This is a genomic window from Cytobacillus sp. Bva_UNVM-123 (assembly GCF_046351715.2).
Taxonomy (GTDB): domain Bacteria; phylum Bacillota; class Bacilli; order Bacillales; family Cytobacillaceae; genus Cytobacillus.
The window spans coordinates 4,196,155-4,216,991 of the sequence record NZ_CM177772.1; the positions used below are offsets into that span (position 1 = coordinate 4,196,155).

The following is a 20,837-nucleotide window of genomic DNA, read 5'->3' on the forward strand; positions in this document are numbered from 1 at the left end:
GACATTATAGTGCTGATTACTTAATATTACAAGTTTATTTTTTCAACCAATCGAGAGTCGGAATGTTCAACTTATGGACAGGTACTTCCGCAAAATCAAAAAATCTGCCTAAAAACCGTTCATAATCATCTGATTGATGCAGAAATTTTTGCAATCGTTCTTCTAGAAATCTTTTTTCTTGTTCTGAATTTGAACGGTAATAAGCTTCAATTGTATTAATATAGTGGAGTGGAAATAAAACCCTTGAAAAATAAAGTCTCCAAGAGAAAGAAGATAATGGTGTGATGCTTTGGTAATCTGAAAGAAATTTTTTCAGCTCTGGCTCGTATGTTTTAATATTATGGAAGTACTTTTCCCTCGTCCATTCTGCGATGTCTCTTGAGCAATGATCAAACACCCAGTCGAATGGGTTTTTTACTAAAAATAAATTTCCCCATGCTGTAGACGTAAATCTTTCATGACAAACTGTGCCGCTATCTATCATGGAAGGCTCATCATCAAGCTCGGTATCAACAATATATTGAATAGCATTTTCCGCTATCCCTCGGTAATAAGGAAAAGATTCTAAAAACATCCGTTCAAACTCATAATCCGGCTGTTTGAAGAGCATTTCATTCCAAACCTTTTCCATTTGATCTAATCTCGACTCCCATAGCTGCTTCCACTGGCCAATTCTACTCGTTTTATTAACGGAAAAATTTACTGTTCTACCACGATAATGGAATTTAGCCAGTTTTCTACCTAAGCTTGTTAATTTGCGATTCTGCACTTGGTTATTATGCAATACGCAATATTTCCCATTTTTCCATTCGCAAATAGCCTTGCCCGCTTTTGTTTTTAAAAAAGTACTGCAAAACTTTTCACCGTTTCTCACAAGATGTTCGGCAAGCATTTCCAATTCTGTGACTGCCTCTTCTTCCATTCCATCTGTTTGGATGAGGAGGAATAATTGGCCTTGCTTGCGACACGCCTGATACTTTCCAATCTTTAGCTCCTCATCTATTTGTATTCCATATTGATGTTCCAAAAGATTTCGTACCATTTTCTTGCCCCTTTTCTTATAAGTCCTTAGGAAATATATATGAGTGAGGCATGCAAAACTTGTGTTAGTTCTTCATGATGGCTTTTTAAGTAGGAAACTTTTACCGAACAAAGTTATATGATAAGATATGATGAATACAGACAAGCAACATTTGTAAATAACCCTTTATAATAATGAAAAATACAGGAAATAGGTGGAGCAGATGAATGAAGGAAAACAAAGTTTACTTGAACAAACAGCTCGAAAATGGTTAAAAGTTCGTGGTGTTGAAGTTCAAGATATTGCAGAATTAGTATTCTTTCTCCAAGAAAAATATCATCAAAATTTAAAAATGGATGATTGCCTGGCGAATGTTGAACGGGTCCTTTCAAAAAGAGAAGTACAAAACGCTGTCATTACTGGCATTCAGCTTGATATTTTGGCAGAGGAAAAGAAATTATTAGAACCGTTGCAAAATATTATTGAAACAGATGAAGGACTATATGGGGTTGACGAAGTGTTAGCCTTGTCGATTGTCAATGTTTATGGTTCAATCGGTTTTACAAACTTTGGCTATATTGATAAGTTAAAGCCTGGTATTTTAAAGGATTTAAATGATAAATCTTCTGGTAAATGTCATACGTTTCTAGATGATATCGTTGGAGCGATTGCCGCTGCTGCTTCCAGCCGTCTAGCCCATCGAGCAGAAGGAGCACTGTGAGGAAAAGATATTAATGATAATAAAATGGGGCAGCCTGAAGAAATAATATTCAGACTGCCCCCTCTTAATGAATCAAAACATAGCTTACTTTTAATGTAGGTCTCTTTTCACATATATTGTTGTTTTTGCCTTCAAATTTTGCCCGTTGATTTCCGCTGCGGGTACTTGCTTTACGAAAACAGCCTAATATAATGTTAAAATTCCCATTCATCAAGTGTATCAACGACATAGGTAGGCTTATTCGCATAGCCTTTTAATAGCTCCTTCGTTGTCACACCCGTATGAACAAGTAGAGTATCCATTCCGGCATTCATTCCTGCGAGAATATCAGTATCATAATTATCTCCGACCATAATCGTTTCAGCTTTATTCGTACCTAGTACTTGTAATGCTTGTTCAACGATAATCGATTCTGGCTTTCCGATAAAAATCGGCTTCGTATTTGTTGAAACGGTAATGACCGACGTTAGCGATCCATTACCCGGAAGTAGGCCTCGCTCTGTAGGGATTGCTATATCTCCGTTCGTAGAAATAAAGATCGCTCCATTTCTGACAGCTAAGCAGGCCGTGGCAAGCTTCTCATAGCTTATTTCGCGGTCGATCCCGACGACAACATAGTCAGCATGCTCTGCAGAAAACGTGAACCCCTTTTCGGCTAATGCTGATGTAATGCCTTCCTCACCAATCACAAATACAGAAGCGGCTTGCTTCTGTTCAAACATGTAATTCGCTGTTGCCATACTTGTTGTGAATATTTGATCTTCTTCTGCAGGAATTGAAAACTGCCGTAGCTTTTCTGCTACTTGTGCAGGTGTTCGCGAAGAATTATTCGTCACAAAAAGATAAGGCAAACTTAATTCATTCAGCCTTTTCACAAAACGAGCCGCTTCTTTAATCACTTCTGTTCCACGATACATTGTTCCATCAAGGTCAATTAAGTAGCCTTTATATTTTTTCAAGCAAACCACTCCATTATTTTCACACAGTTTAATGAACTGTAAGTGCCTTAGTATGGACTAATAACATAATGACAACAGCTGCTACCTGAAGCCATGCATGATTGAATCTTTACCGTGTCTGTTTGAAGCAGTTCTTTTAGAAACTCCTTCTCTGACGCACAAATTTGTCCGAATTCCTTCGCAGTTTCAACATAAGGACAATTGTATTCCCTGAAATGGACGACACCGTTTTCGACCGTAATTTCGGGCATAAATCCTTCAGCCTCTTGAATACTTTTCAGCACTTCCAACTTTTCATTAAACGATTTTCCCGCTGTCTCAAATTCATATTTCTCAACAAGTCGCTTTTTTCGTTTTAGAAACAAGTCATTAATTAATGATTCCTGACCAACCGCCTTCAATTCCTGTAAAATTTCGATGCTTAATTGCTTATACTTTTTAGGAAAAAGCTCTTCTCCTTCTTTAGAAAGCTGATAAAGCTTTGATGGACGGCCTTTTGTTTGTCGGTTCGTAACCGAAGTAATAAGATTATCGAGCTCAAGCGAATGAATATGACGTCTTACTGCCATATCAGTTATGTTTAATTCAGCCGCAATTTCTGTAATCGATAGACCTTCCGACGTCTTTAATAAGCTGATGATTTGAGCTTTTGTTGATTTTGGATGCACAAGCACGAAACTCACCATCCCTTCTTCAGATCTGCAAGGTTCATAATAAAAACGCTGCTTTAAACTCATTTTTCAAATACGTTCACATGAGTGCTTTAATTGCGAAATGCTGTAACAGGGCCTAGCTCGTTCATTAAATAAGCTCTAACCTTCTCAGGGAACTGTTTCATCGTCGATAGATGTTCATCAAAGGCTGCATGAACTTCGGAATGATTGATTTCAGTATACATTTGTACGAGCATTTTTCGATATATAATAAGGGCCTTACAGCTCTTGCTTAAGGCAAGATCAATTACCTTTTCATCTTCAAGAATGTCAACGATATCTTCATAACTACCTGGATCTCGCATAATAAATCCATCAATCATCGCATTGCCAACATCAAGAATCGCTTCAATAATGATATGGCATGTCCGCTCTAATGCAGCTTTTCCGACCGCAGAATCCCAATCCGTTATTTCTTCAAATAGGGAAAATTTACGCTCCAAATATTGGAGAATCGTTTCAATTTTTTCTCTATCAACGAAATACATATCCCTCACCTTTCTTACTCGACTAATTTCAACCCTTTTTGCAATGCTTTAGGACGAGCATAATAATATCCTTGTGCTAAGTCCACTCTGTTTCTCGAAAGGACTGATGCTTCGTCTTTATTCTCAATTCCTTCTGCAACAACTAAAGACCCTGCCTCTCTCGCTACTAAAAGCAAGCCCTTTAACATTGATTCTTTTACAGAATTTTTATCAATATCTTGAATGACTGAGCGATCGATTTTAATAATATCAGGCATTATTTCACTGATCGAATGTAAGCTTGCATAGCCTGCACCAGTATCATCGACCGCAATTCGAAAGCCCATTGTTCTTAGTACCTTTATATTGTATAGGAAGTTTTCCATTCCTTCAATTGAATCACGTTCAGTCACTTCTAGGGTTATTTGTCTTGGAGGGATATTTTTATAATCGGCAAGCAGCTTTTTTACATCTCTAAGAAAACGTTCATGCCCTAACGTAATCGGAGTGAAGTTAATAAAAATATCTTGTGTACAGCCCGTATTTATAATTTGTTGAAGCGTTTTTTCTAATACGATCAGCTCTAGTTCATATAATTTCCCCGTTTGTCTTGCAACCGAAAATAAGTGCAACGGACTTTCAAAAACGGTCCCCTTTGGTCCTCTCGTAAGCATTTCCCATGCTCTAACCTCATTCGTAGCTACATCAATGATCGGCTGGGCAAGCATGCAAATATCTTTCTGGGCAACAATTTTGCTAACGGCATATAGCATTTCATTAAATTCGGACTGTACTCGCTTTTCCGCCATGGCTAATGCTTGCTGCTGTGCTTTTAATATCGCTTCTTGAATCGAATATTGTCTCTTCTCAATAAACATGTAGCCTGTATCAAAAATGGGTCGCACATGTGGCATTTCAGCGTGAAGACTTTTCTCCGCTTCCCTGGCAATTTTCTTCATTTTTTTATCTATATCTGTCACACTATGACGGCGATGATCAACCTTTTTTAAAAATGTCAACCCATCACTTGAATGATCATGAAGTGCGATGATATCATCTTCTCCAACTTCCTGTTTAATAACCGATCGGAAGGTTTTCTTTAAAGAAGCAATATATTGGGCGTATCCTCTAGTTCCCAGCTGTTCAAGTAGTTCATGTAAATTCTTTATATTAAATACCGTAACAGCCACTTCATTTCCACTTGCAAATGCAGTTTTTACGCCTTTCGCAATCGGATCGCGAAGGACAAATTGCGGTGGATAAAAACGCAGCTTTTCAGTTGGCAAGAACATCTTTAACCAATTGCGAAAGCTAGAAAACGACTTCTTGCTTCGATGGGGCATATGATTCCTTCCTCTCAGGTGCATATGAAATATATCAATTATTTTATCATAAATATGATGAAATTTACCTCGACTAGAAATATTTATCATATAATTTCTATCCGAAAAGTGAAAGATCATATGAGATCTGTCATTGACTTTGGTAAACTAGAATATGTATATCTGTTAATTTTAATAAAAGGGGTATGAAATTAGTGACTGAACGTTTTTTCTTATATGATGATGTTGTCGATACAAAAACACGCTTTGTGAGCTTTGTTGGAAAGAATCAGCGCTTCGACTTAGCAATTATTCAATCTGATCGATATTATGGAAAACAAATCGTTCTTGATATTCAAGGAAGCCGTTTTGCGATAATTGGTACAGATGATTTGAAGGAGGAGGGCTATTTAGAATATGCCTTTCAATTAGAAGAAGACGATGCGGAAGAACTACGTGAGTTTCTTTATGAATTAGTATAAGGTAAAATCCATTCAATTGGACATGCACGACGGGTCATGCCAATCAATGTAATTTGGATTTTCCCGCTATTTATCGATTATTATTCACACATTTGCAAATAATAAAGGAGGGCCTTATTTGAATTAGGTCTTCCTTTCCCTTTTTTCTCATCGACAAAAACCATTGAGGTGATGATCTTGAAAGATAAAGAACAATATGCAGATTTCTCAAATGTTGAGAAATACAGGAGCTTCCTAAGTGCACAGGAATTACCTGAAGGAGCATACGGTTCATCCATTGAGGGGGACGAGCCTGTACAAGCAAAAAGCAGGAAATGGGATGATAGGCCAAAAACATATAGTGCCTTTAACAATGTGATAAATCCCATCCATCAAAGTCCGCAGCGACAAATGGAAGGTTCCGATCCGAAATACTTACCGATCACCGATGAAGATTAATATTGAGTTAAAATCCTTCATGTGAAGAGGGATAAAGGACTGTATTCATTCCATTCCCTCTTCAACATTATTTACTAATTTTTTTCGCTACGAAATAAGCGCAGCCAAAATTACAAAATTCATATAAATATTCCGTTAATGTACTAATTTTCGTATCGAATGTCGCTTTCTGGTTTTGATCATCAAAAAAGCCTCTTAATCTTAGCTGGCCATAGCCCCAATCACCTACGACATAATCATATCTCGTTAAAATATCGCTATATCTTCCACGAAACGCTTCCTCATTAAAGCCATTCCGTTCATCCTCAATAATTTCATAGCAAACATTATTTATACAAATCACATTTTCCACCTCTGTTTAAGGAGCATTACTTACATTATTTAAATTATAACTGATTCCCCATCATTTTCTAAGAGAAAAATACATTTACCTGGTCATTCTATGAATAGGGAGGTGTTTTTTATTAAAAAATCACTCATTATCTTCAGTATTTGCGGACTTGCAGCATTAACAGCTTGTCAAAACCATATGGCTAATGAAGGCCCTTACCAAAAAAGCGGAAATACGATTAACGTCAATAATGAGCGCGCAGATATTTATAATCGAAATAACGGCAACAATAAAAGTGAGAACTATGGATATGTTCGTCACCAAAGAAGCCCAATTATGGGAGAAAATATGGCATATGAACAATATGCTGCCATAGACAGAGAGCAGCTTGCCGATATTATAAGCAAAAATTGTACAAATGTTCCACATGTAGATGATATCTCCACATTAGTGACAGACAAGGAAGTATTAGTCATTTATCATACTGATTCCGATAATCGTACACATACTGCCGAACAAGTGAAGAAAATGGCCATGTCGGTTGTACCAAGATGGTTTCATATTTATGTAAGTGATAATACGAATTTAAGAAAAAATGTCGAAAACTATGCGACTGTCAATTCAAACAGTGCAAATTCTCGCTATGGATTAGATAAATTAATTAATGAAATGAAAAAATCCTCACAGGGTGAAAGATAATGAAAAGAGTTCAGCGTATTCAGGCTGAACTCTTTTACTTAATCATTAAGCTTCTTTTAGCTCTTGTTCACCAATTTCTTGCTTTCGCTTCGCAGCCGCATTCACTTGCTCATCTGCATGATATGAAGAACGTACAAGTGGACCTGATTCACAATGGCTGAAGCCTTTGCTCATCGCAATTTCTTTTAATTGCTGGAATTCATCTGGATGATAGTATTTTTCTACTTTTAGGTGATGTTTTGATGGCTGCAAATATTGCCCTATCGTCATGATATCTACATGATTTGCCCGTAAAGCATCCATCGTCGCAATAATTTCTTCCTTTGTTTCCCCTAGCCCAACCATTAAGCTAGACTTCGTTGGAATGTCTGGCTGCAATTCCTTGGCACGACGCAAAAATTCCAATGAGCGATCATATTTCGCACGAGCTCTAACTCTTGGTGTTAGTCGTTCAACCGTTTCAATATTGTGATTCAAAATATCAGGACGTGCATCCATTAGCAGTTGTATGTTTTCAAAAACGCCGCCCATATCTGACGGTAATACTTCTATCGTTGTAAAAGGACTTTTTCTTCTAATTGCCCGAATCGTCTCTGCAAAGATTGCGGCCCCACCATCCTTTAAATCATCACGTGCTACCGCAGTGACAACGACATGCTTTAAATTCATTAATACGACAGAGTCTGCCACTCTTTCAGGCTCTTGTAAATCTAATTCAGTCGGTAGTCCTGTTTTAACTGCACAAAAGCGGCAAGCTCTTGTACAAGTATCTCCAAGAATCATAAATGTAGCTGTTCTTCTAACCGCCCAACACTCATGAATATTTGGGCATTTCGCTTCCTCACATACAGTATGTAAACTTTTCTCTTTTATCATTTTCTTTAAGCCTGTATAGTTTTTATTCGTATTCAACTTTATTTTTAGCCAATCAGGCTTTCTTAAATATTCCTCTTGTTTGCTCATTTTTCCACTCCCCTTTTTTAAAAAAACACGAACCTTTTTTGTTTTTCTAACTATTTTCTTTATAAATAGTTTACCCTATTCGGATATCAAAAACCATCTGATGTCAATTTAACATATTGAATTTATGAGAACAAGAACCGATTACCATTATTTGATAGAGATTAATTATCTTAAAAATCACAAACTAAATACGCATTCAAATGAAGGAGGGAGAATTTTTGGTGCGGCTCCTTATTATGGTCATACTTACTTTTATTTGTTTCTTTTTTCCTAATGCTCTTGGCTATGCTCAAACGAATCAATCTGATATTTATGCTCAAAGAATGGAATTGTACAAAAAAATAGAAGCAGTCACATATGTCCCTTGGTATTATCTTGCAGCAGTTGACCAATATGAACGAAATGTGCGAAAAGCAAGAAAGGATATTCCGGCAGCTGAAGGTTTAACAGGCATATATTTCAAACAGGAGGAGTGGACAGGCAAACTAAACCCAGATCCAAATGATGAAAACCCTATGTCCATCAAGTTCTTTAATGGTCTCGGGATGGATGGAAATGGCGATGAGAAAGCAAGTCTATCGAATGATGAAGATGTTCTTTATGCTTTTGCTCATTATCTCCAATCTTATGGCACAGATCATGACAATTTAAAACTTGGGCTATGGAATTATTATAAACGCGATAAGACAATTGGCATTATAATGGGCAAAGCCAAAATTTATAAACACTTTGGTCGCCTTGATTTAGATGAGCATGCATTTCCCCTCCCACTAAGAAGTAATTATAGTTATAAAAACACTTGGGGGGCAGCCCGAGGCTGGGGCGGCAGAAGAATTCATGAAGGTACTGATATTTTTGCCAGCTACGGTGTACCCATAAAAGCTACCGCTTATGGAATTATTGAAATGAAGGGCTGGAATCGATTTGGTGGTTGGCGTATAGGCATTCGAGATATTAATAATAACTATCACTACTTTGCCCATTTAAGTGGCTTTGCAAAGGATTTAAAGCTCGGTCAGATCGTTGAGCCAGGCATGCTCATCGGTGGTGTAGGCAGCTCAGGCTATGGCCCACCTGGTACATCAGGAAAGTTCCCGCCTCATCTTCATTATGGCATTTACAAAGATAATGGCTATACAGAATGGTCGTTTGATCCTTACCCACATTTGAGACTGTGGGAAAGACAAGAACGGAATAAAAAGAAGTAAAAAAGATTAAACCATACCATACGAAGTAAGGGGCTCGACGATGACGTGTGCAACATCGATTCGCTATCGCTTATCGTGTTTCCTTTATCTCATACGGGGTCAGTCCAGTCCATACGTCACTAAACAGTCGTTTCAGCATTTCGTTCTGTCCAGCTTCGGCGGCTAGGGGCTCGAGGTCTTAAGTCAAGCCGACATGAAGATTAAAGGACAATCTTCTTGTCGGCTCGCCTTAAGCTTGTCGCCCCTGGGCAAGCCGCCTCAGCATTTCGTTTAATGCCCACCAAGGTAGGCGTTTTTTATTTCTTCGCTTGCTTTTAATTCTTCTGCCGTTCCGGAAACGATGACACGGCCCGTTTCAATGACATATGCGCGATTGGCGATCGATAAAGCCATATGTGCATTTTGCTCAACTAATAAAATCGTCGTTCCGTCTCGGTTAATATCTTCAATAATTTGGAAAATGGTTTTAACCATCAACGGAGCTAACCCCATTGATGGTTCGTCTAGCAAAAGTAGCTTCGGTCTAGCCATAATGGCTCTCCCCATCGCCAGCATTTGCTGTTCACCACCTGAAAGTGTTCCTGATGACTGTTTTCTCCGTTCAAATAAGCGCGGAAACGTCTCATATACTTTTTGAATATCTTTATGAATTTCTTTCGAGTCTTTTCTTAAAAAAGCCCCTAACTCAAGATTTTCCTCAACCGACATATTGGCAAACACACGCCGACCTTCTGGTACATGGGAGATACCTAATTTCACAATCATTTGTGCAGGCTTCCCATCAATTGGGGTATGACGATAATTAATTGATCCACTCTTTGGCTTTAGAAGCCCTGATAATGTTTTTAAAAGTGTGCTTTTCCCCGCTCCATTCGCGCCAATTAAAGTTACGATTTCCCCTTCATTTACTTCTAGAGAGACCCCTTTAAGCGCTTGAATATTGCCATAGAAAACATTAAGTTGATCGACTTTAAGCATGGTCACTCGTAACCTCCTCTCCTAAGTAAGCCTCGATGACTTTCGGATGATTACGGATTTCTTCTGGTGTCCCTTCCGCAATGAGCTGCCCATGATCGAGCACATAGATCCTTTCGCAAATTCCCATAACTAAATTCATATCATGTTCAATCAATAAAATCGTTAAGTTAAATTTATTACGAATAAACGCTATTAACTCCATAAGTTCATGAGTTTCTTGAGGATTCATTCCCGCAGCAGGTTCATCAAGTAAAAGCAATTTTGGTCCTGCAGCCAACGCTCGTGCTATTTCCAATCTTCTCTGTTGTCCATAAGGGAGATTTTTCGCTTTTTCGTCTTTAAATTTATCCAGTTGAAAAATTTCAAGAAATTCAATCGATTTTTCTTCCATCTCTTTTTCTCCTGAAAAATGAGATGGAAGACGCAGTATAGAACTCATAATTGAATGCTTTGCTAAAGAATGATAAGCTACCTTAACATTGTCCAACACAGAAAGCTCATTGAAAAGGCGAATGTTTTGGAATGTACGGCTAATTCCAAGACGAGTAACTTTATAAGGAGGCAGTCCATTTAGGCGTTTTCCTTCTAACACGATGTCTCCTTCTGTTGGTACATATACACCCGTTAGTAAGTTAAAGCTTGTCGTTTTCCCAGCTCCATTCGGTCCGATCAATCCAACAAGCTCACCTTGATGAATTTCCATACTGAAACCGGAAACAGCTTTTAATCCCCCAAATTGGATACCAGCTTCTTGAACTTTAAGCAAAGGCTGCCCCATTCTATCTACCTCCTTTCGCACTTTTCCATTTACCGAAATAATCTGTAATTTCCCGTGTCCCCATCAAGCCTTGAGGTCGATACAACATAACGATAACTAGTACAAGGCTATACATAATCATTCTTGTTTCTGGGAAATCTTGCAGGAAGGTTGAGACGAGCGTTAATAAGATCGCTGAAATGACAGCTCCTGATAAACTGCCAAGTCCCCCAAGTACAACAAAAATTAAGATATCAAAAGACTTTAAGAAACCAAAATTTGTCGGTTGAATAATATAAAAGTTATGTGAATAGAGCCCACCTGCTACGCCTGCAAAGAAAGAACCTAATGCAAAAGCAATAACCTTATAATAGGTCGTATTAATTCCCATCGCATCAGCTGCAACTTCATTTTCACGAACGGAAATACAGGCACGGCCATGTCGAGAATTTGTAAAGTTCATAATAACCGTAATCGTAATAAATAAGCAGATGAACGTATATGTCCATGTCGTCAAATGGGTTACTTGCATACCTGCTGCCCCACCAACATAATCAATATTCAGAAAAACAATTCTAATAATTTCTGCAAAGCCTAATGTCGCGATTGCTAAATAATCACCTTTTAATCGAAGAGTTGGAATCCCAACGATTAACCCTGCCAGCGCAGCAATGAGCCCTCCAGCAATTAAAGCAATGGGAAATGGAAGTTGTAATTTCATCGTAAAAATAGCTGAAATATACGCACCAACAGCTAAAAATCCAGCATGTCCAATGGAAAATTGCCCAGTAATTCCGATAACTAGATGAAGACTAACAGCTAAAATAATGTTGATGCCAATAAAGATAAGCGTATTAGAATACAACGGATTTAAGATTCCCATACTCATTAGAAATTGAACCGTTCCATATACGACGATCGATATGATTAAAAACAGCCAAAATCCTTTTATCTTTTTCATCGTTTCTTTCACCTACACTTTCTCTCTAGCATTTTTACCGAAGATGCCTGACGGTCTAAATAATAAAATTAAAATAAGAATAATAAATGCGGCAGCATCTCTCCAAAGCGAAAATCCTAAAGCACTTACGACCGTTTCAACCACTCCAAGAACAAGCCCACCAACCATCGCACCTGGAATAATGCCTATTCCTCCTAAAACAGCGGCAACAAACGCTTTTAAGCCTGGAATAATCCCCATTAATGGTTCAATTTTCGTATAATATACACCGAAAATAACACCTGCTGCCCCTGCCATCGCTGAACCAATGGCAAATGTAGCAGAAATGGTATTATTTACATTAATCCCCATCAACCGTGCTGCATCCATATCATGAGAAACTGCACGCATGGCCTTCCCAATTTTTGTTTTGTGGACGATAAATTGCAAAAGAATCATGAGAACAATCGCTACAGAGAGAATGAATAAGGACTGACTGCTAATTTGGGCACCAAAAAAATCAAAGGTTTTGTTAGGAAATACATTTGGATAAGCCTCTGGTTGTGCACCACGAACATAGATGACTCCATATTCGATTAAAAGAGAAACACCAATTGCCGTTATTAATGCTGCAATCCTCGTTGCATTTCGAAGGCGTTTATAGGCGATTCTTTCTATTAATACGCCAAAGATTGCACAGACAGTCATCGCCAATAATAACGCCGGAAGGAAGCTTAATCCCCAGCCAGCAATAGCATAAAATCCAACGAACGCACCAATCATAAAGATATCGCCGTGAGCAAAGTTAATTAATTTTATAATTCCATAAACCATCGTATAGCCTAATGCAATTAATGCATAAATACTACCGAGTGAAATACCGTTTACTAACTGCTGTACCCATTCCATTATTCTCACTCCTTTTAAGAAAAGCTGAACAACTAGAAAGAAAAAAGGGAGGATCAATAATCCCCCCATTTCTCTAGGTTAATCTTAAGGATTAACTTTAGATTTAAATTTTTGCTTTCCATCTTCGTATTCTAAAACGGATGCAGATTTAATTAAATGGTGATTTTCATCAACTGTAATCGTTCCAGTAATGAGGGATAGATCTTTCGTTGCTGCAAGGGCATCTTTAATTTTCGTTGAGTCAGATGTATCTCCAGCGCGTTTCATCGCATCTACTAATAAATAGACAGTATCATAGCCAAGTGCATTAAAGGCATCAGGTGATTTACCTTTATACTTATCTGAGAAGCTCTTAACAAACTTTTGGATCTCTTCATCTGGATCGCCAGAAGAATAGTGATTGATAATGTATGTGTTATTTAATGACTCTGCACCTGCTAGTTCAACCAGCTTTGGTGAATCCCAACCGTCAGCTCCCATTAACGGTACGGTAATTCCCATTTCACGAGCTTGCTTAACAATTAGTCCAACCTCTTCATAGTAACCAGGGATAAAAATATATTCTGGATTTGCTGCTTTAATACGAGTTAATGTAGAACGGAAGTCCGTATCCTTAGCTACATATGATTCATTGGCAACAATTTTTCCTCCTGCTTTCTCGAATGTTTCGATAAATGAAGCAGCCAACCCTTTAGCATAATCACTAGCATTATCTGAATAAACAGCTACATTTTTTACCTTTAAATCATTAAGAGCAAAATTTGCAGCCACTGTACCTTGGAATGGGTCAATAAACGCCGTACGGAAAACAAATTCATTCACTGTTCCATCTTCTTTTACGGTTACCGTCGGGCTAGTGCCAGAAGGTGAGATAAGAATCGTTTTACTATTATTGGCAATCTCAGCTTGTGCCACAGTATTACCACTTGTAGCTGCACCGATAATAGCTGTTACTTTATCTTTACTTGTTAGTTTAATAGCTGCATTTGTCGCTTCAGCAGCATCGGATTTATTATCTACTTTAATAATTTCAATTTCTTTTCCATCTACACCGCCACTTTTATTGATCTCCTCAACAGCTAGGGCAACTCCATCAGCAATACCTGAACCATAAGAAGCAACTCCGCCTGATAATTCTAAGTTAGCCCCGATTTTTATCGTGTCTCCTCCCTTGGAATTGCCTGAACCCGCTTCTTTACTTCCACAGCCAGCTAATAGTCCAGCTACTAACGCTGAAGCCATTAGGACAGAAGTAATTTTTTTCTTGAAAACCATGACTTTTTCCCCCCTGTTAAATAAATAATCTTTTATTACTAATTAGTACCAATAATTAGTAATTTCTGTATTATCAGACTATTTCGTGTAATCTATGGTTTAGTATAATAGGTTTTAATTAATCTGTCAAAACAATATTTTGGGAATAATGCTATTTTTCAAAAATATTTTAGCGCCGCAAAGAGTTAAATCAAAAAAGGGCCTTCTCTGAATGAGAAAGCCCTTTATTTATGCGTTTATCTAAAATTCTTATATTTATTCTTTTATATTGTTCTAGCATAGATCATTAATATGAAAGTAATATTATTATTGTGATTAACATTGTTAAATGATTTATTCTTTGCCAATTTGTCTAGACAAAATTAATAAGCTGTATCACAATCTGTAATAATTAAGTTTAGCTCTTTTTTCAAATCCACTTCATAAGGGACAACTTCTTCAGCATGATGCTTTAGAACTCTCACAATTGGCCTATCCCCTAAACCTACATTTTGCCTAGAAATAATCCCTTTTCTTCCATCATTAAGTCGAACTGTTATCCCGACTGGGTAGATGGCAACTGCTCGGTGGAATGCTTCTACGATGCTCTGATCATATAGCGTCCCTGACCCAGCATATAAAATTTCAAGACCTTCATGTGGAAGCAGTGCTTTACGATAAACACGATTTGATGTAACTGCATCAAATACATCTGCTACCGCAATAATTTTGGCAAAAAAGTGAATTTCTTCTCCTTTAATTCCGCGTGGATAGCCTGAGCCATTGAGTCTTTCATGATGCTGGAATGCACAGTGAGACACTAGCAGTGGAATCGTGCTGACTTTACGCAAAATTTGAAAACCATCATCTGCATGCTTTTTGATTGTTAAATATTCCACTTCAGTTAGCTTGTCAGGCTTTAAAAGAATGTCTAATGGCACACTTAATTTTCCGATATCATGAAAGATTGCCCCTGTACCGAGAATTTCAAGCTCCTTTTGAGAAAGCTTGAGCTGCATGCCGATGGCTAAAGAATAAAGGGTTACATTAAGTGAATGAGTAAAAATATAATTATCGTACGTGTATGCATCAGAAAGCAGTGTCAATAATTCTTTTTTCTCATTAATTTCTGTGAGGAGACTGCGAATTAACTCAGAAAATCGCTTAGATGCTTTTTCAATTACAAAGGAACTATTAATCTTCGGATTATTTTGGAGATCAATAAAGGTCGAATTGATCACTTTAATAGCCTCTCTACGAAGAGTATCCGAAACTGTTCCATTATATTCAATATCATCTGTTCGCTCATCTTTAATAAATAGATTCGTAATGCCTGAAGCTTGAAGGCGATTGATAATTCCCTCGGAAAGAACTACATCTTTATTCAATAAAATTTGTCCTTTATCATTATAAATAGGTTTAGCGATAATAGCTCCGGGCTTTACTGTAGCGGCTGATACTAATCTCATAACTTACTCCTGCTTTATATACAATTAATTTTAGTACAATAATAAACTAAATTTCTTACGTAACTAAACACCAATATTATTTTTCTACATTTTACGACAATTATCCTATTATTTCTACAATAACCTTTTTTATGATCGTAATTCAACATGCATTATTACCTAATTTTGAAGAACATGTAACATTTTAGGGAAAAGAGAGCAGATACCTTCTGGTTAGTTAAACATAGATGACTCTGTACTGACTATCTCAGTCAGCTCATTTTAAGCAGTGCTTCTCTTCCGATCATACCTACCTGAATTCCTAACGTTTCTGCTTCATATGTGACAGACTCTAGTGGGGCATTAAGAAGCTGTTCAATTGTTTTTACTCCAACAGCTCTACCAGCAATTACTTTCCGATCCTTCAATTTTTCATTTAATAAAGCGACATCTAAAGCTCCACACATAATATAGCCTTTATCGTTTGTGACAACGAGTAAATTTGTTTTTGGTAATGCAACTGATATTGATAAAAACGTCTGACCTTCTATGTCAATCGGCTTCATTTCAATCATGAGACAACACTCCTTTCTATCCACTACAAAGTATGCGAAAAAAAGGAATATGTGTAGTTAACAAAACTATAGATTATTGCAGGGATTAAAAGCTTTTGATTAGTCTCTTATGTACTCGTTACCTCCATCCACTTCGTTATGACTTCAGCAAGCTTTTCTTTCTTATTATTCACATCATTCATATCTGTCATTTTTATGATCGCTCGATCACTTGCAAGCCATTCAAGTAGTCCAGTCGTATCCTCAAACAAATACCCTTCTTTTTTATTTACTTTCACTTTCGCTCCACAATGAAAAATAAGCCTAAAATATTCCTTTCCTTGCAAATTAAATGTGATTCTATCCTCGTTATTTAAACAAAAGCTTGGTGCATTCCATTTTATATGTTCCGTCATCTGTTCATTCGTACTCAAAATTATTTTTCTCACTTCCTCTATTTCCTTTTTTAGAGGGTGTTCGAGGCTATTCAAAAAATCAACTACTTGCTGATGCCCTGATACTTTTTCGGAGTTCCTCTTAGCTGACGTGGATTTTTTCTTATTTTCTGCCATATTAAATTCACTCCTTCTACATTAGGTCCTGTTACATACTTTCCGCTTCAGGCGGACGCTTTCCACTTCAATCAACAGGTTATTAACTATTATCAGTCCCATTCAACAAAGCAATTTATGAAAATAGATATCTGCACGATTACTTTGTCTATGAATAGTTTGCTTGTGGAAATAATAATATGTTCAAGTAATGAATACAAATGGTTTCCTATATAAATTATACTTTCCGTTCGTACATTCTTCATATGGTATGGATGTAAATCAGTAGAAAAAAGTGGGAGCACCTATTCAACCATTATGGCTCGCAAATTTGCCGTGTAGCAGATTTTTTCAAAAAAAATAGCCTAATAATCGGGTAAGCTAACATGTATAGTTACAAGTAGGCAATTGTAAGGGAGGGTTCTATTATGATTTTCAAATTAACAAAGGAGCAACAACAGTTAATGATTTCTGATATTCAAACTTTCTTCTCACAAGAGAGAGATGAGGAAATAACTGAATTTGCTGCAGAAAGAGTATTAGAGTTTGTAAAAGACTCACTCGCTCCACATTTTTATAATGCAGCTGTTCATGATGTGAAAAATGTTGTTGAACAACAATATTTTTCGATTGAAGAGGAAATCTTATCTTTGGAACGCCCAATTAGAAAATGAAATAAAAAGAGCTGATCGGTTAAAAATACCGATTAGCTTTTTTCATTAAGGTTTGACTATTAATCATGTTACTCTACTAATAAAGAAATGATTTTATCAATAAACTTAAAGCTTCTGCTAGCTCCCTCTGCTTCAGGATTTAAATGTGGTTTGAGCAATTGCTTAGCAATATAAGAATCTTGCCCTTCTGTGTTTCCATTAACTTAACAAATAATGGATGTTAATGTCAATCTAAAAAATACTAGCCCTAAAATAAATTCATCTGTCTTGGAGATAAGTCTTCATATTGAATATTTAATATATCAATTAACTGTTTTGCATTATCGGCTGCGTCACCACCAGAATTATTGTTAAAGACGACATACACATTTTTACATATTGTTTCTAGCTTTTGTAAATGTGCAGCCCACTCTGATAGCTCTTGCTGATTATAGCGATATAAATATCTTACTTCACGCCAATTTTCTGCGTTTTTCTTTTGCCAGCCATGTACATTTCGACCATGAAAACGGACTAATACCTTCTCTTCACTCGTTGTTTCTAGAATAATCGGAACAGAGCCTTCTCCAGCTTGTGGTTCATCACAAATCGTATGTATCCAGTTTTCATCCTTCATAAATTCCAATGTCTTCTCTTTATATTCTGGATGGAACCATGATTGATGGCGGAACTCTAAAGCACACGGAATATCCCCCATCTGATCTTTACACCAGCGCAAGTAATCAACATTTTGCTTTCTACAATCAAACCATGGAGGAAATTGAAAAAGCACCATGGCTAATTTACTTGATTCAATATAAGGTTTGAGTGAATCTTTAAATGCAGTGAACATTTCATTCTTGTCTTGATATGGAATATTGCCTCTTTCATGACCTGTCATCCCTTGAAAAGCTTTGACAATAAATTGAAATGAATTTGGTGTGTCTTTCACCCATTTTTCCGAATTTTTTATTGGTTGAACAGCATAGAAGGTTGAATCCACTTCAACGGTCGGAAAATAACCGCTATATTCTTGTAATTTGTTCCGACGAGAATCAGTGTTAAGATATAAGCTGTCATGGTCTCCCCAACCTGTTACACCTATCATAATCACAATAACTAACCTCCATTCGAAGGTAATCTTTATTACAGCTACTAATAATAGTAATCAAATATTCACTAGACATCCACTATCTTCACCTAGATTTTGATGAAAAAACTTAATAATAACATTATCTTACATAAAATACTCATTTTGAAAGTATTCTCTAATTTGTTCAATAAATGCCTTTGCCGCCTGACCGAGATAACGGTCAGAACGGTATATTATCGATAGGCTGCGGCTTGGTGGATCATCCTTGATGCGTATCGTATGTAGTGCTGGATCATTCATTTGCTTTATTAATGGATATGGCTGGAGCGTTGCCCCAATATTAGCCTTAACTAAACGAATAATTGAAGTAGCAGAGCTTGTTTCTAAAATAGAATTTAACCGAAATCCATGTTTTCTCACTGTCTCCTCGACTAAATCACGCCCCATAAAGCCTTCTGGGTACATGACCATCGGGAGATCTCTCAATTCATCTAAATCAATACTCTTTTTTCCTGCTAATGGGTGGCTTTTTGAAACAGTTAATACGTACTCTTCCTTGCATAAAGGAATCTTAATAAGGCGATCATTTGGCAGCACATTCGTCCCAATTCCGATATCGACCTCACTCTCTAGAACTTGCTGTAAAATTTCGATGGAGGCGATGACCATTAGTTTTACTTTTGGAAACTTATGGTGAAAATCAATAATAAGCTCAGAAATCCGATAATCTAAGTCTGAAGGCATAAGCCCAACTTTAATCGTTCCTCTTTGAATTTGACGCAAATCTGCAATTGAATCCTTCACATTTTGGATATTGTCCAAAATTTCAGTCCCATAACTTAACAGAAGTGTTCCTGCTTCTGTAAGTGCAATTTTTTTTCCGATTCGATCAAATAACGGCATATTAAGCTCATTCTCAAGCGCCCGAATTTGCTGGCTAAGTGTTGGCTGTGAGACGCCAATTTTTTCAGCAGCCTTTGTAAAATGCATCTCCTCACAAACAGCCATAAAATAATGAAGCTGACGAATTTCCAAGCATTTCACCTACTTTCATTAGTAATACTAATGATATTAATAGAAATAATAATATTGATCAATCAAAACTCATCTTATACACTGTATTAGACTTAACATACATTTTTTAAACATAAGATGGAGTTGACTTATTATGCGTTCAATGAGGATGATTCTTCCGATCACCGCTCTTTTTCTCGCTTCCATTAATTTGCGACCTGCGATCACTTCTGTCTCTCCTTTACTTGGAACGATTCAAGAAACACTTAATATGAATGGTTCGGTTGCAAGTCTATTAACCTCATTACCTGTGTTATGTATGGGTTTCTTCGCCCCAGCAGCAGTTCATTTAAGCAGGCGCTGGAGCATTGAAAGAACCATTGCTTACTGTCTTCTATTAATAGGCATTGCTACTGCAGCTAGATATTTCATTCATTCTTCATGGTTAATGCTAGCGACTGCCTTTTTAGCTGGTATCGGTATTGCGATAATCGGGCCATTATTGTCTGGGTTTATTAAACAAAATTTTGCTAATCCAACAGCAATCGTCGGAGTCTATTCGATGGCGCTTGTTATAGGAGCTGCCCTTGGTTCAGCTTTTGCGGTTCCTTTACTAACTGTCTTTAACCATTCTTGGCAGTCTTCTGTTGCTTCTTGGTCTATTTTGGCTTTCATCGCGCTTTTTTTCTGGTTGAAGCCGATTCAGAAGGAACAAAAATTGGCAGACCAAGTCGAGCCTCAGCGTAAATTAGAAAATAGAAGGATGAATCTGCCATTAAAGAATAAACGTGCCTGGCTGCTGACTGCCTTTTTCGGAATGATGGCTTTCATTTTTTATTCTATTACCGCCTGGCTTGCTCCGATGGTTGAAGAATTTGGGTATGACAAGCATACAGCTGGAATGATCTTAACCTTATTTACGCTCGTGCAAATACCAGTTAGCTTCGTAATTCCTATTCTCGTCAGTCGTTTTCAACATCGAGTTGTCTGGTTAATTGGCTGCTCCGTTATGGAACTTGTAGGCTTATTATTGCTACAATTTTCAGTTTCTCCATGGCTTGCCTGTATATTTTTAGGGATAGGAGCAGGTGGACTTTTCCCAATAGCTTTAATGCTGCCGATTGAAGAATCATCAAGCATGGAAGAAGCAAGCAGCTTATCGGCGATGACACAATCAGGAGGCTATATATTCGCTTCCCTAGGTCCTTTTTTTGTTGGCTTAATCCATGATTATGCCGGCAGCTTTCCTCCGGCCATTATGGCATTAACTGTCATCGTATCGGTCATGATTCTACTTCAGTTAAAAATCGGGAATAAAAAGAAAAAACAGCTTCACTCTAGTGAAACAACCACTGCCTGAGT

At 37.3% G+C, this 20,837-nt stretch carries 24 protein-coding genes; 7 read left to right on the top strand and 17 right to left on the bottom strand.

Annotated elements, in window-relative coordinates; all coding sequences use genetic code 11:
• Positions 1 to 34 precede the first annotated feature (34 nt).
• A complete protein-coding gene (yutH, locus tag KDN24_RS21555; RefSeq protein ID WP_409974182.1) occupies positions 35 to 1,042 on the bottom strand; it encodes a spore coat putative kinase YutH in 1,008 nt (335 codons plus the stop codon).
• Between the two features lie 202 nt (positions 1,043 to 1,244).
• Here yutH and KDN24_RS21560 point away from each other — a divergent pair, with 202 nt between their 5' ends.
• Entirely contained in the window at positions 1,245 to 1,742 is a 498-nt protein-coding gene (locus tag KDN24_RS21560) for a phosphatidylglycerophosphatase A family protein (RefSeq protein ID WP_409974181.1), read from the top strand.
• 194 nt (positions 1,743 to 1,936) lie between these two features.
• Here KDN24_RS21560 and KDN24_RS21565 read toward each other — a convergent pair whose 3' ends face one another.
• The 4 genes from KDN24_RS21565 to KDN24_RS21580 all read right to left on the bottom strand — a co-directional run bounded on the left by KDN24_RS21565 (position 1,937) and on the right by KDN24_RS21580 (position 5,224).
• Positions 1,937 to 2,701, bottom strand: a complete 765-nt coding sequence (locus KDN24_RS21565) for a TIGR01457 family HAD-type hydrolase (protein WP_409974180.1) — start codon at positions 2,699 to 2,701, stop codon at positions 1,937 to 1,939.
• Positions 2,702 to 2,748: 47 nt separating this feature from the next.
• Positions 2,749 to 3,375 carry a helix-turn-helix transcriptional regulator gene (locus tag KDN24_RS21570; RefSeq protein ID WP_409974179.1) on the bottom strand — a complete coding sequence of 209 codons (627 nt, stop codon included), beginning with the start codon at positions 3,373 to 3,375 and terminating at the stop codon, positions 2,749 to 2,751.
• Positions 3,376 to 3,464: 89 nt separating this feature from the next.
• Entirely contained in the window at positions 3,465 to 3,902 is a 438-nt protein-coding gene (locus KDN24_RS21575; protein WP_409974178.1) for a DUF86 domain-containing protein, read from the bottom strand.
• Positions 3,903 to 3,916: 14 nt separating this feature from the next.
• The gene (locus KDN24_RS21580) at positions 3,917 to 5,224 is read right to left on the bottom strand and encodes an EAL domain-containing protein (RefSeq protein ID WP_409974177.1); all 1,308 of its coding nucleotides are present in this window, start codon (positions 5,222 to 5,224) and stop codon (positions 3,917 to 3,919) included.
• Between the two features lie 194 nt (positions 5,225 to 5,418).
• Between KDN24_RS21580 and KDN24_RS21585 the strand changes: the two genes are divergently transcribed.
• On the top strand, positions 5,419 to 5,685 hold the full coding sequence (locus KDN24_RS21585) for a DUF3055 domain-containing protein (RefSeq protein ID WP_409974176.1): 267 nt from the start codon (positions 5,419 to 5,421) through the stop codon (positions 5,683 to 5,685).
• A 177-nt stretch (positions 5,686 to 5,862) separates the two neighbouring features.
• Positions 5,863 to 6,123, top strand: a complete 261-nt coding sequence (locus tag KDN24_RS21590) for a cytosolic protein (protein WP_409974175.1) — start codon at positions 5,863 to 5,865, stop codon at positions 6,121 to 6,123.
• Between the two features lie 67 nt (positions 6,124 to 6,190).
• On the opposite strand, the gene KDN24_RS21595 is transcribed toward KDN24_RS21590, so the two are convergent.
• Positions 6,191 to 6,466 carry a YutD family protein gene (locus KDN24_RS21595; RefSeq protein ID WP_409974174.1) on the bottom strand — a complete coding sequence of 92 codons (276 nt, stop codon included), beginning with the start codon at positions 6,464 to 6,466 and terminating at the stop codon, positions 6,191 to 6,193.
• Between the two features lie 111 nt (positions 6,467 to 6,577).
• Between KDN24_RS21595 and KDN24_RS21600 the strand changes: the two genes are divergently transcribed.
• The gene (locus tag KDN24_RS21600; RefSeq protein ID WP_409974173.1) at positions 6,578 to 7,153 is read left to right on the top strand and encodes a YhcN/YlaJ family sporulation lipoprotein; all 576 of its coding nucleotides are present in this window, start codon (positions 6,578 to 6,580) and stop codon (positions 7,151 to 7,153) included.
• Positions 7,154 to 7,198: 45 nt separating this feature from the next.
• Here the strand turns inward: KDN24_RS21600 and lipA are convergent, their stop codons facing one another.
• Positions 7,199 to 8,116 (bottom strand): lipoyl synthase, encoded by a 918-nt coding sequence (lipA, locus tag KDN24_RS21605; RefSeq protein WP_409974172.1) that lies wholly within the window; start codon positions 8,114 to 8,116, stop codon positions 7,199 to 7,201.
• Between the two features lie 236 nt (positions 8,117 to 8,352).
• On the opposite strand from lipA, the gene KDN24_RS21610 reads away from it, so the two are divergent.
• Positions 8,353 to 9,324, top strand: coding sequence for a M23 family metallopeptidase (locus tag KDN24_RS21610; RefSeq protein WP_409974344.1), 972 nt, complete (start codon positions 8,353 to 8,355; stop codon positions 9,322 to 9,324).
• Positions 9,325 to 9,594: 270 nt separating this feature from the next.
• On the opposite strand, the gene KDN24_RS21615 is transcribed toward KDN24_RS21610, so the two are convergent.
• The 8 genes from KDN24_RS21615 to KDN24_RS21650 form a co-directional block, all read right to left on the bottom strand.
• Positions 9,595 to 10,302 (bottom strand): ABC transporter ATP-binding protein, encoded by a 708-nt coding sequence (locus KDN24_RS21615; protein WP_409974343.1) that lies wholly within the window; start codon positions 10,300 to 10,302, stop codon positions 9,595 to 9,597.
• On the bottom strand, positions 10,295 to 11,080 hold the full coding sequence (locus tag KDN24_RS21620; RefSeq protein WP_409974171.1) for an ABC transporter ATP-binding protein: 786 nt from the start codon (positions 11,078 to 11,080) through the stop codon (positions 10,295 to 10,297). Before KDN24_RS21620 ends, KDN24_RS21615 begins: the two co-directional genes overlap by 8 nt.
• Position 11,081: 1 nt before the next feature.
• Positions 11,082 to 12,020 carry a branched-chain amino acid ABC transporter permease gene (locus KDN24_RS21625; RefSeq protein ID WP_409974170.1) on the bottom strand — a complete coding sequence of 313 codons (939 nt, stop codon included), beginning with the start codon at positions 12,018 to 12,020 and terminating at the stop codon, positions 11,082 to 11,084.
• A 12-nt stretch (positions 12,021 to 12,032) separates the two neighbouring features.
• On the bottom strand, positions 12,033 to 12,908 hold the full coding sequence (locus KDN24_RS21630; protein WP_409974169.1) for a branched-chain amino acid ABC transporter permease: 876 nt from the start codon (positions 12,906 to 12,908) through the stop codon (positions 12,033 to 12,035).
• Between the two features lie 84 nt (positions 12,909 to 12,992).
• On the bottom strand, positions 12,993 to 14,183 hold the full coding sequence (locus KDN24_RS21635) for an ABC transporter substrate-binding protein (RefSeq protein WP_409974168.1): 1,191 nt from the start codon (positions 14,181 to 14,183) through the stop codon (positions 12,993 to 12,995).
• A 362-nt stretch (positions 14,184 to 14,545) separates the two neighbouring features.
• On the bottom strand, positions 14,546 to 15,631 hold the full coding sequence (locus KDN24_RS21640; RefSeq protein ID WP_409974167.1) for an HD-GYP domain-containing protein: 1,086 nt from the start codon (positions 15,629 to 15,631) through the stop codon (positions 14,546 to 14,548).
• Positions 15,632 to 15,882: 251 nt separating this feature from the next.
• Positions 15,883 to 16,185 (bottom strand): YunC family protein, encoded by a 303-nt coding sequence (locus KDN24_RS21645; protein WP_409974166.1) that lies wholly within the window; start codon positions 16,183 to 16,185, stop codon positions 15,883 to 15,885.
• 107 nt (positions 16,186 to 16,292) lie between these two features.
• Positions 16,293 to 16,736, bottom strand: a complete 444-nt coding sequence (locus KDN24_RS21650) for a DUF1801 domain-containing protein (protein ID WP_409974165.1) — start codon at positions 16,734 to 16,736, stop codon at positions 16,293 to 16,295.
• Between the two features lie 407 nt (positions 16,737 to 17,143).
• Here KDN24_RS21650 and KDN24_RS21655 point away from each other — a divergent pair, with 407 nt between their 5' ends.
• Complete coding sequence (locus KDN24_RS21655; RefSeq protein ID WP_409974164.1) at positions 17,144 to 17,389, top strand: DUF2164 domain-containing protein; 246 nt, start codon at positions 17,144 to 17,146, stop codon at positions 17,387 to 17,389.
• 247 nt (positions 17,390 to 17,636) lie between these two features.
• Here KDN24_RS21655 and KDN24_RS21660 read toward each other — a convergent pair whose 3' ends face one another.
• On the bottom strand, positions 17,637 to 18,482 hold the full coding sequence (locus KDN24_RS21660; RefSeq protein ID WP_409974163.1) for a DUF72 domain-containing protein: 846 nt from the start codon (positions 18,480 to 18,482) through the stop codon (positions 17,637 to 17,639).
• Positions 18,483 to 18,605: 123 nt separating this feature from the next.
• The gene (locus tag KDN24_RS21665; protein ID WP_409974162.1) at positions 18,606 to 19,496 is read right to left on the bottom strand and encodes a LysR family transcriptional regulator; all 891 of its coding nucleotides are present in this window, start codon (positions 19,494 to 19,496) and stop codon (positions 18,606 to 18,608) included.
• A gap of 133 nt (positions 19,497 to 19,629) precedes the next feature.
• Here KDN24_RS21665 and KDN24_RS21670 point away from each other — a divergent pair, with 133 nt between their 5' ends.
• Complete coding sequence (locus tag KDN24_RS21670) at positions 19,630 to 20,835, top strand: MFS transporter (protein ID WP_409974161.1); 1,206 nt, start codon at positions 19,630 to 19,632, stop codon at positions 20,833 to 20,835.
• Positions 20,836 to 20,837: the final 2 nt, after the last annotated feature.

Excerpts from the sequence above, each read along its gene's own strand:
- yutH (WP_409974182.1), bottom strand. The coding sequence starts at position 1,042 with ATGGTACGAAATCTTTTGGAACATCAATATGGAATACAAATAGATGAG.
- KDN24_RS21575 (WP_409974178.1), bottom strand. The coding sequence starts at position 3,902 with ATGTATTTCGTTGATAGAGAAAAAATTGAAACGATTCTCCAATATTTG.
- lipA (WP_409974172.1), bottom strand. The coding sequence starts at position 8,116 with ATGAGCAAACAAGAGGAATATTTAAGAAAGCCTGATTGGCTAAAAATA.
- KDN24_RS21610 (WP_409974344.1), top strand. The coding sequence starts at position 8,353 with ATGGTCATACTTACTTTTATTTGTTTCTTTTTTCCTAATGCTCTTGGC.
- KDN24_RS21630 (WP_409974169.1), bottom strand. The coding sequence starts at position 12,908 with ATGGAATGGGTACAGCAGTTAGTAAACGGTATTTCACTCGGTAGTATT.
- KDN24_RS21560 (WP_409974181.1), top strand. The coding sequence starts at position 1,245 with ATGAATGAAGGAAAACAAAGTTTACTTGAACAAACAGCTCGAAAATGG.
- KDN24_RS21615 (WP_409974343.1), bottom strand. The coding sequence starts at position 10,302 with ATGCTTAAAGTCGATCAACTTAATGTTTTCTATGGCAATATTCAAGCG.
- KDN24_RS21620 (WP_409974171.1), bottom strand. The coding sequence starts at position 11,080 with ATGGGGCAGCCTTTGCTTAAAGTTCAAGAAGCTGGTATCCAATTTGGG.
- KDN24_RS21670 (WP_409974161.1), top strand. The coding sequence starts at position 19,630 with ATGCGTTCAATGAGGATGATTCTTCCGATCACCGCTCTTTTTCTCGCT.
- KDN24_RS21640 (WP_409974167.1), bottom strand. The coding sequence starts at position 15,631 with ATGAGATTAGTATCAGCCGCTACAGTAAAGCCCGGAGCTATTATCGCT.
- KDN24_RS21650 (WP_409974165.1), bottom strand. The coding sequence starts at position 16,736 with ATGGCAGAAAATAAGAAAAAATCCACGTCAGCTAAGAGGAACTCCGAA.
- KDN24_RS21580 (WP_409974177.1), bottom strand. The coding sequence starts at position 5,224 with ATGCCCCATCGAAGCAAGAAGTCGTTTTCTAGCTTTCGCAATTGGTTA.
- KDN24_RS21645 (WP_409974166.1), bottom strand. The coding sequence starts at position 16,185 with ATGATTGAAATGAAGCCGATTGACATAGAAGGTCAGACGTTTTTATCA.
- KDN24_RS21655 (WP_409974164.1), top strand. The coding sequence starts at position 17,144 with ATGATTTTCAAATTAACAAAGGAGCAACAACAGTTAATGATTTCTGAT.
- KDN24_RS21635 (WP_409974168.1), bottom strand. The coding sequence starts at position 14,183 with ATGGTTTTCAAGAAAAAAATTACTTCTGTCCTAATGGCTTCAGCGTTA.
- KDN24_RS21625 (WP_409974170.1), bottom strand. The coding sequence starts at position 12,020 with ATGAAAAAGATAAAAGGATTTTGGCTGTTTTTAATCATATCGATCGTC.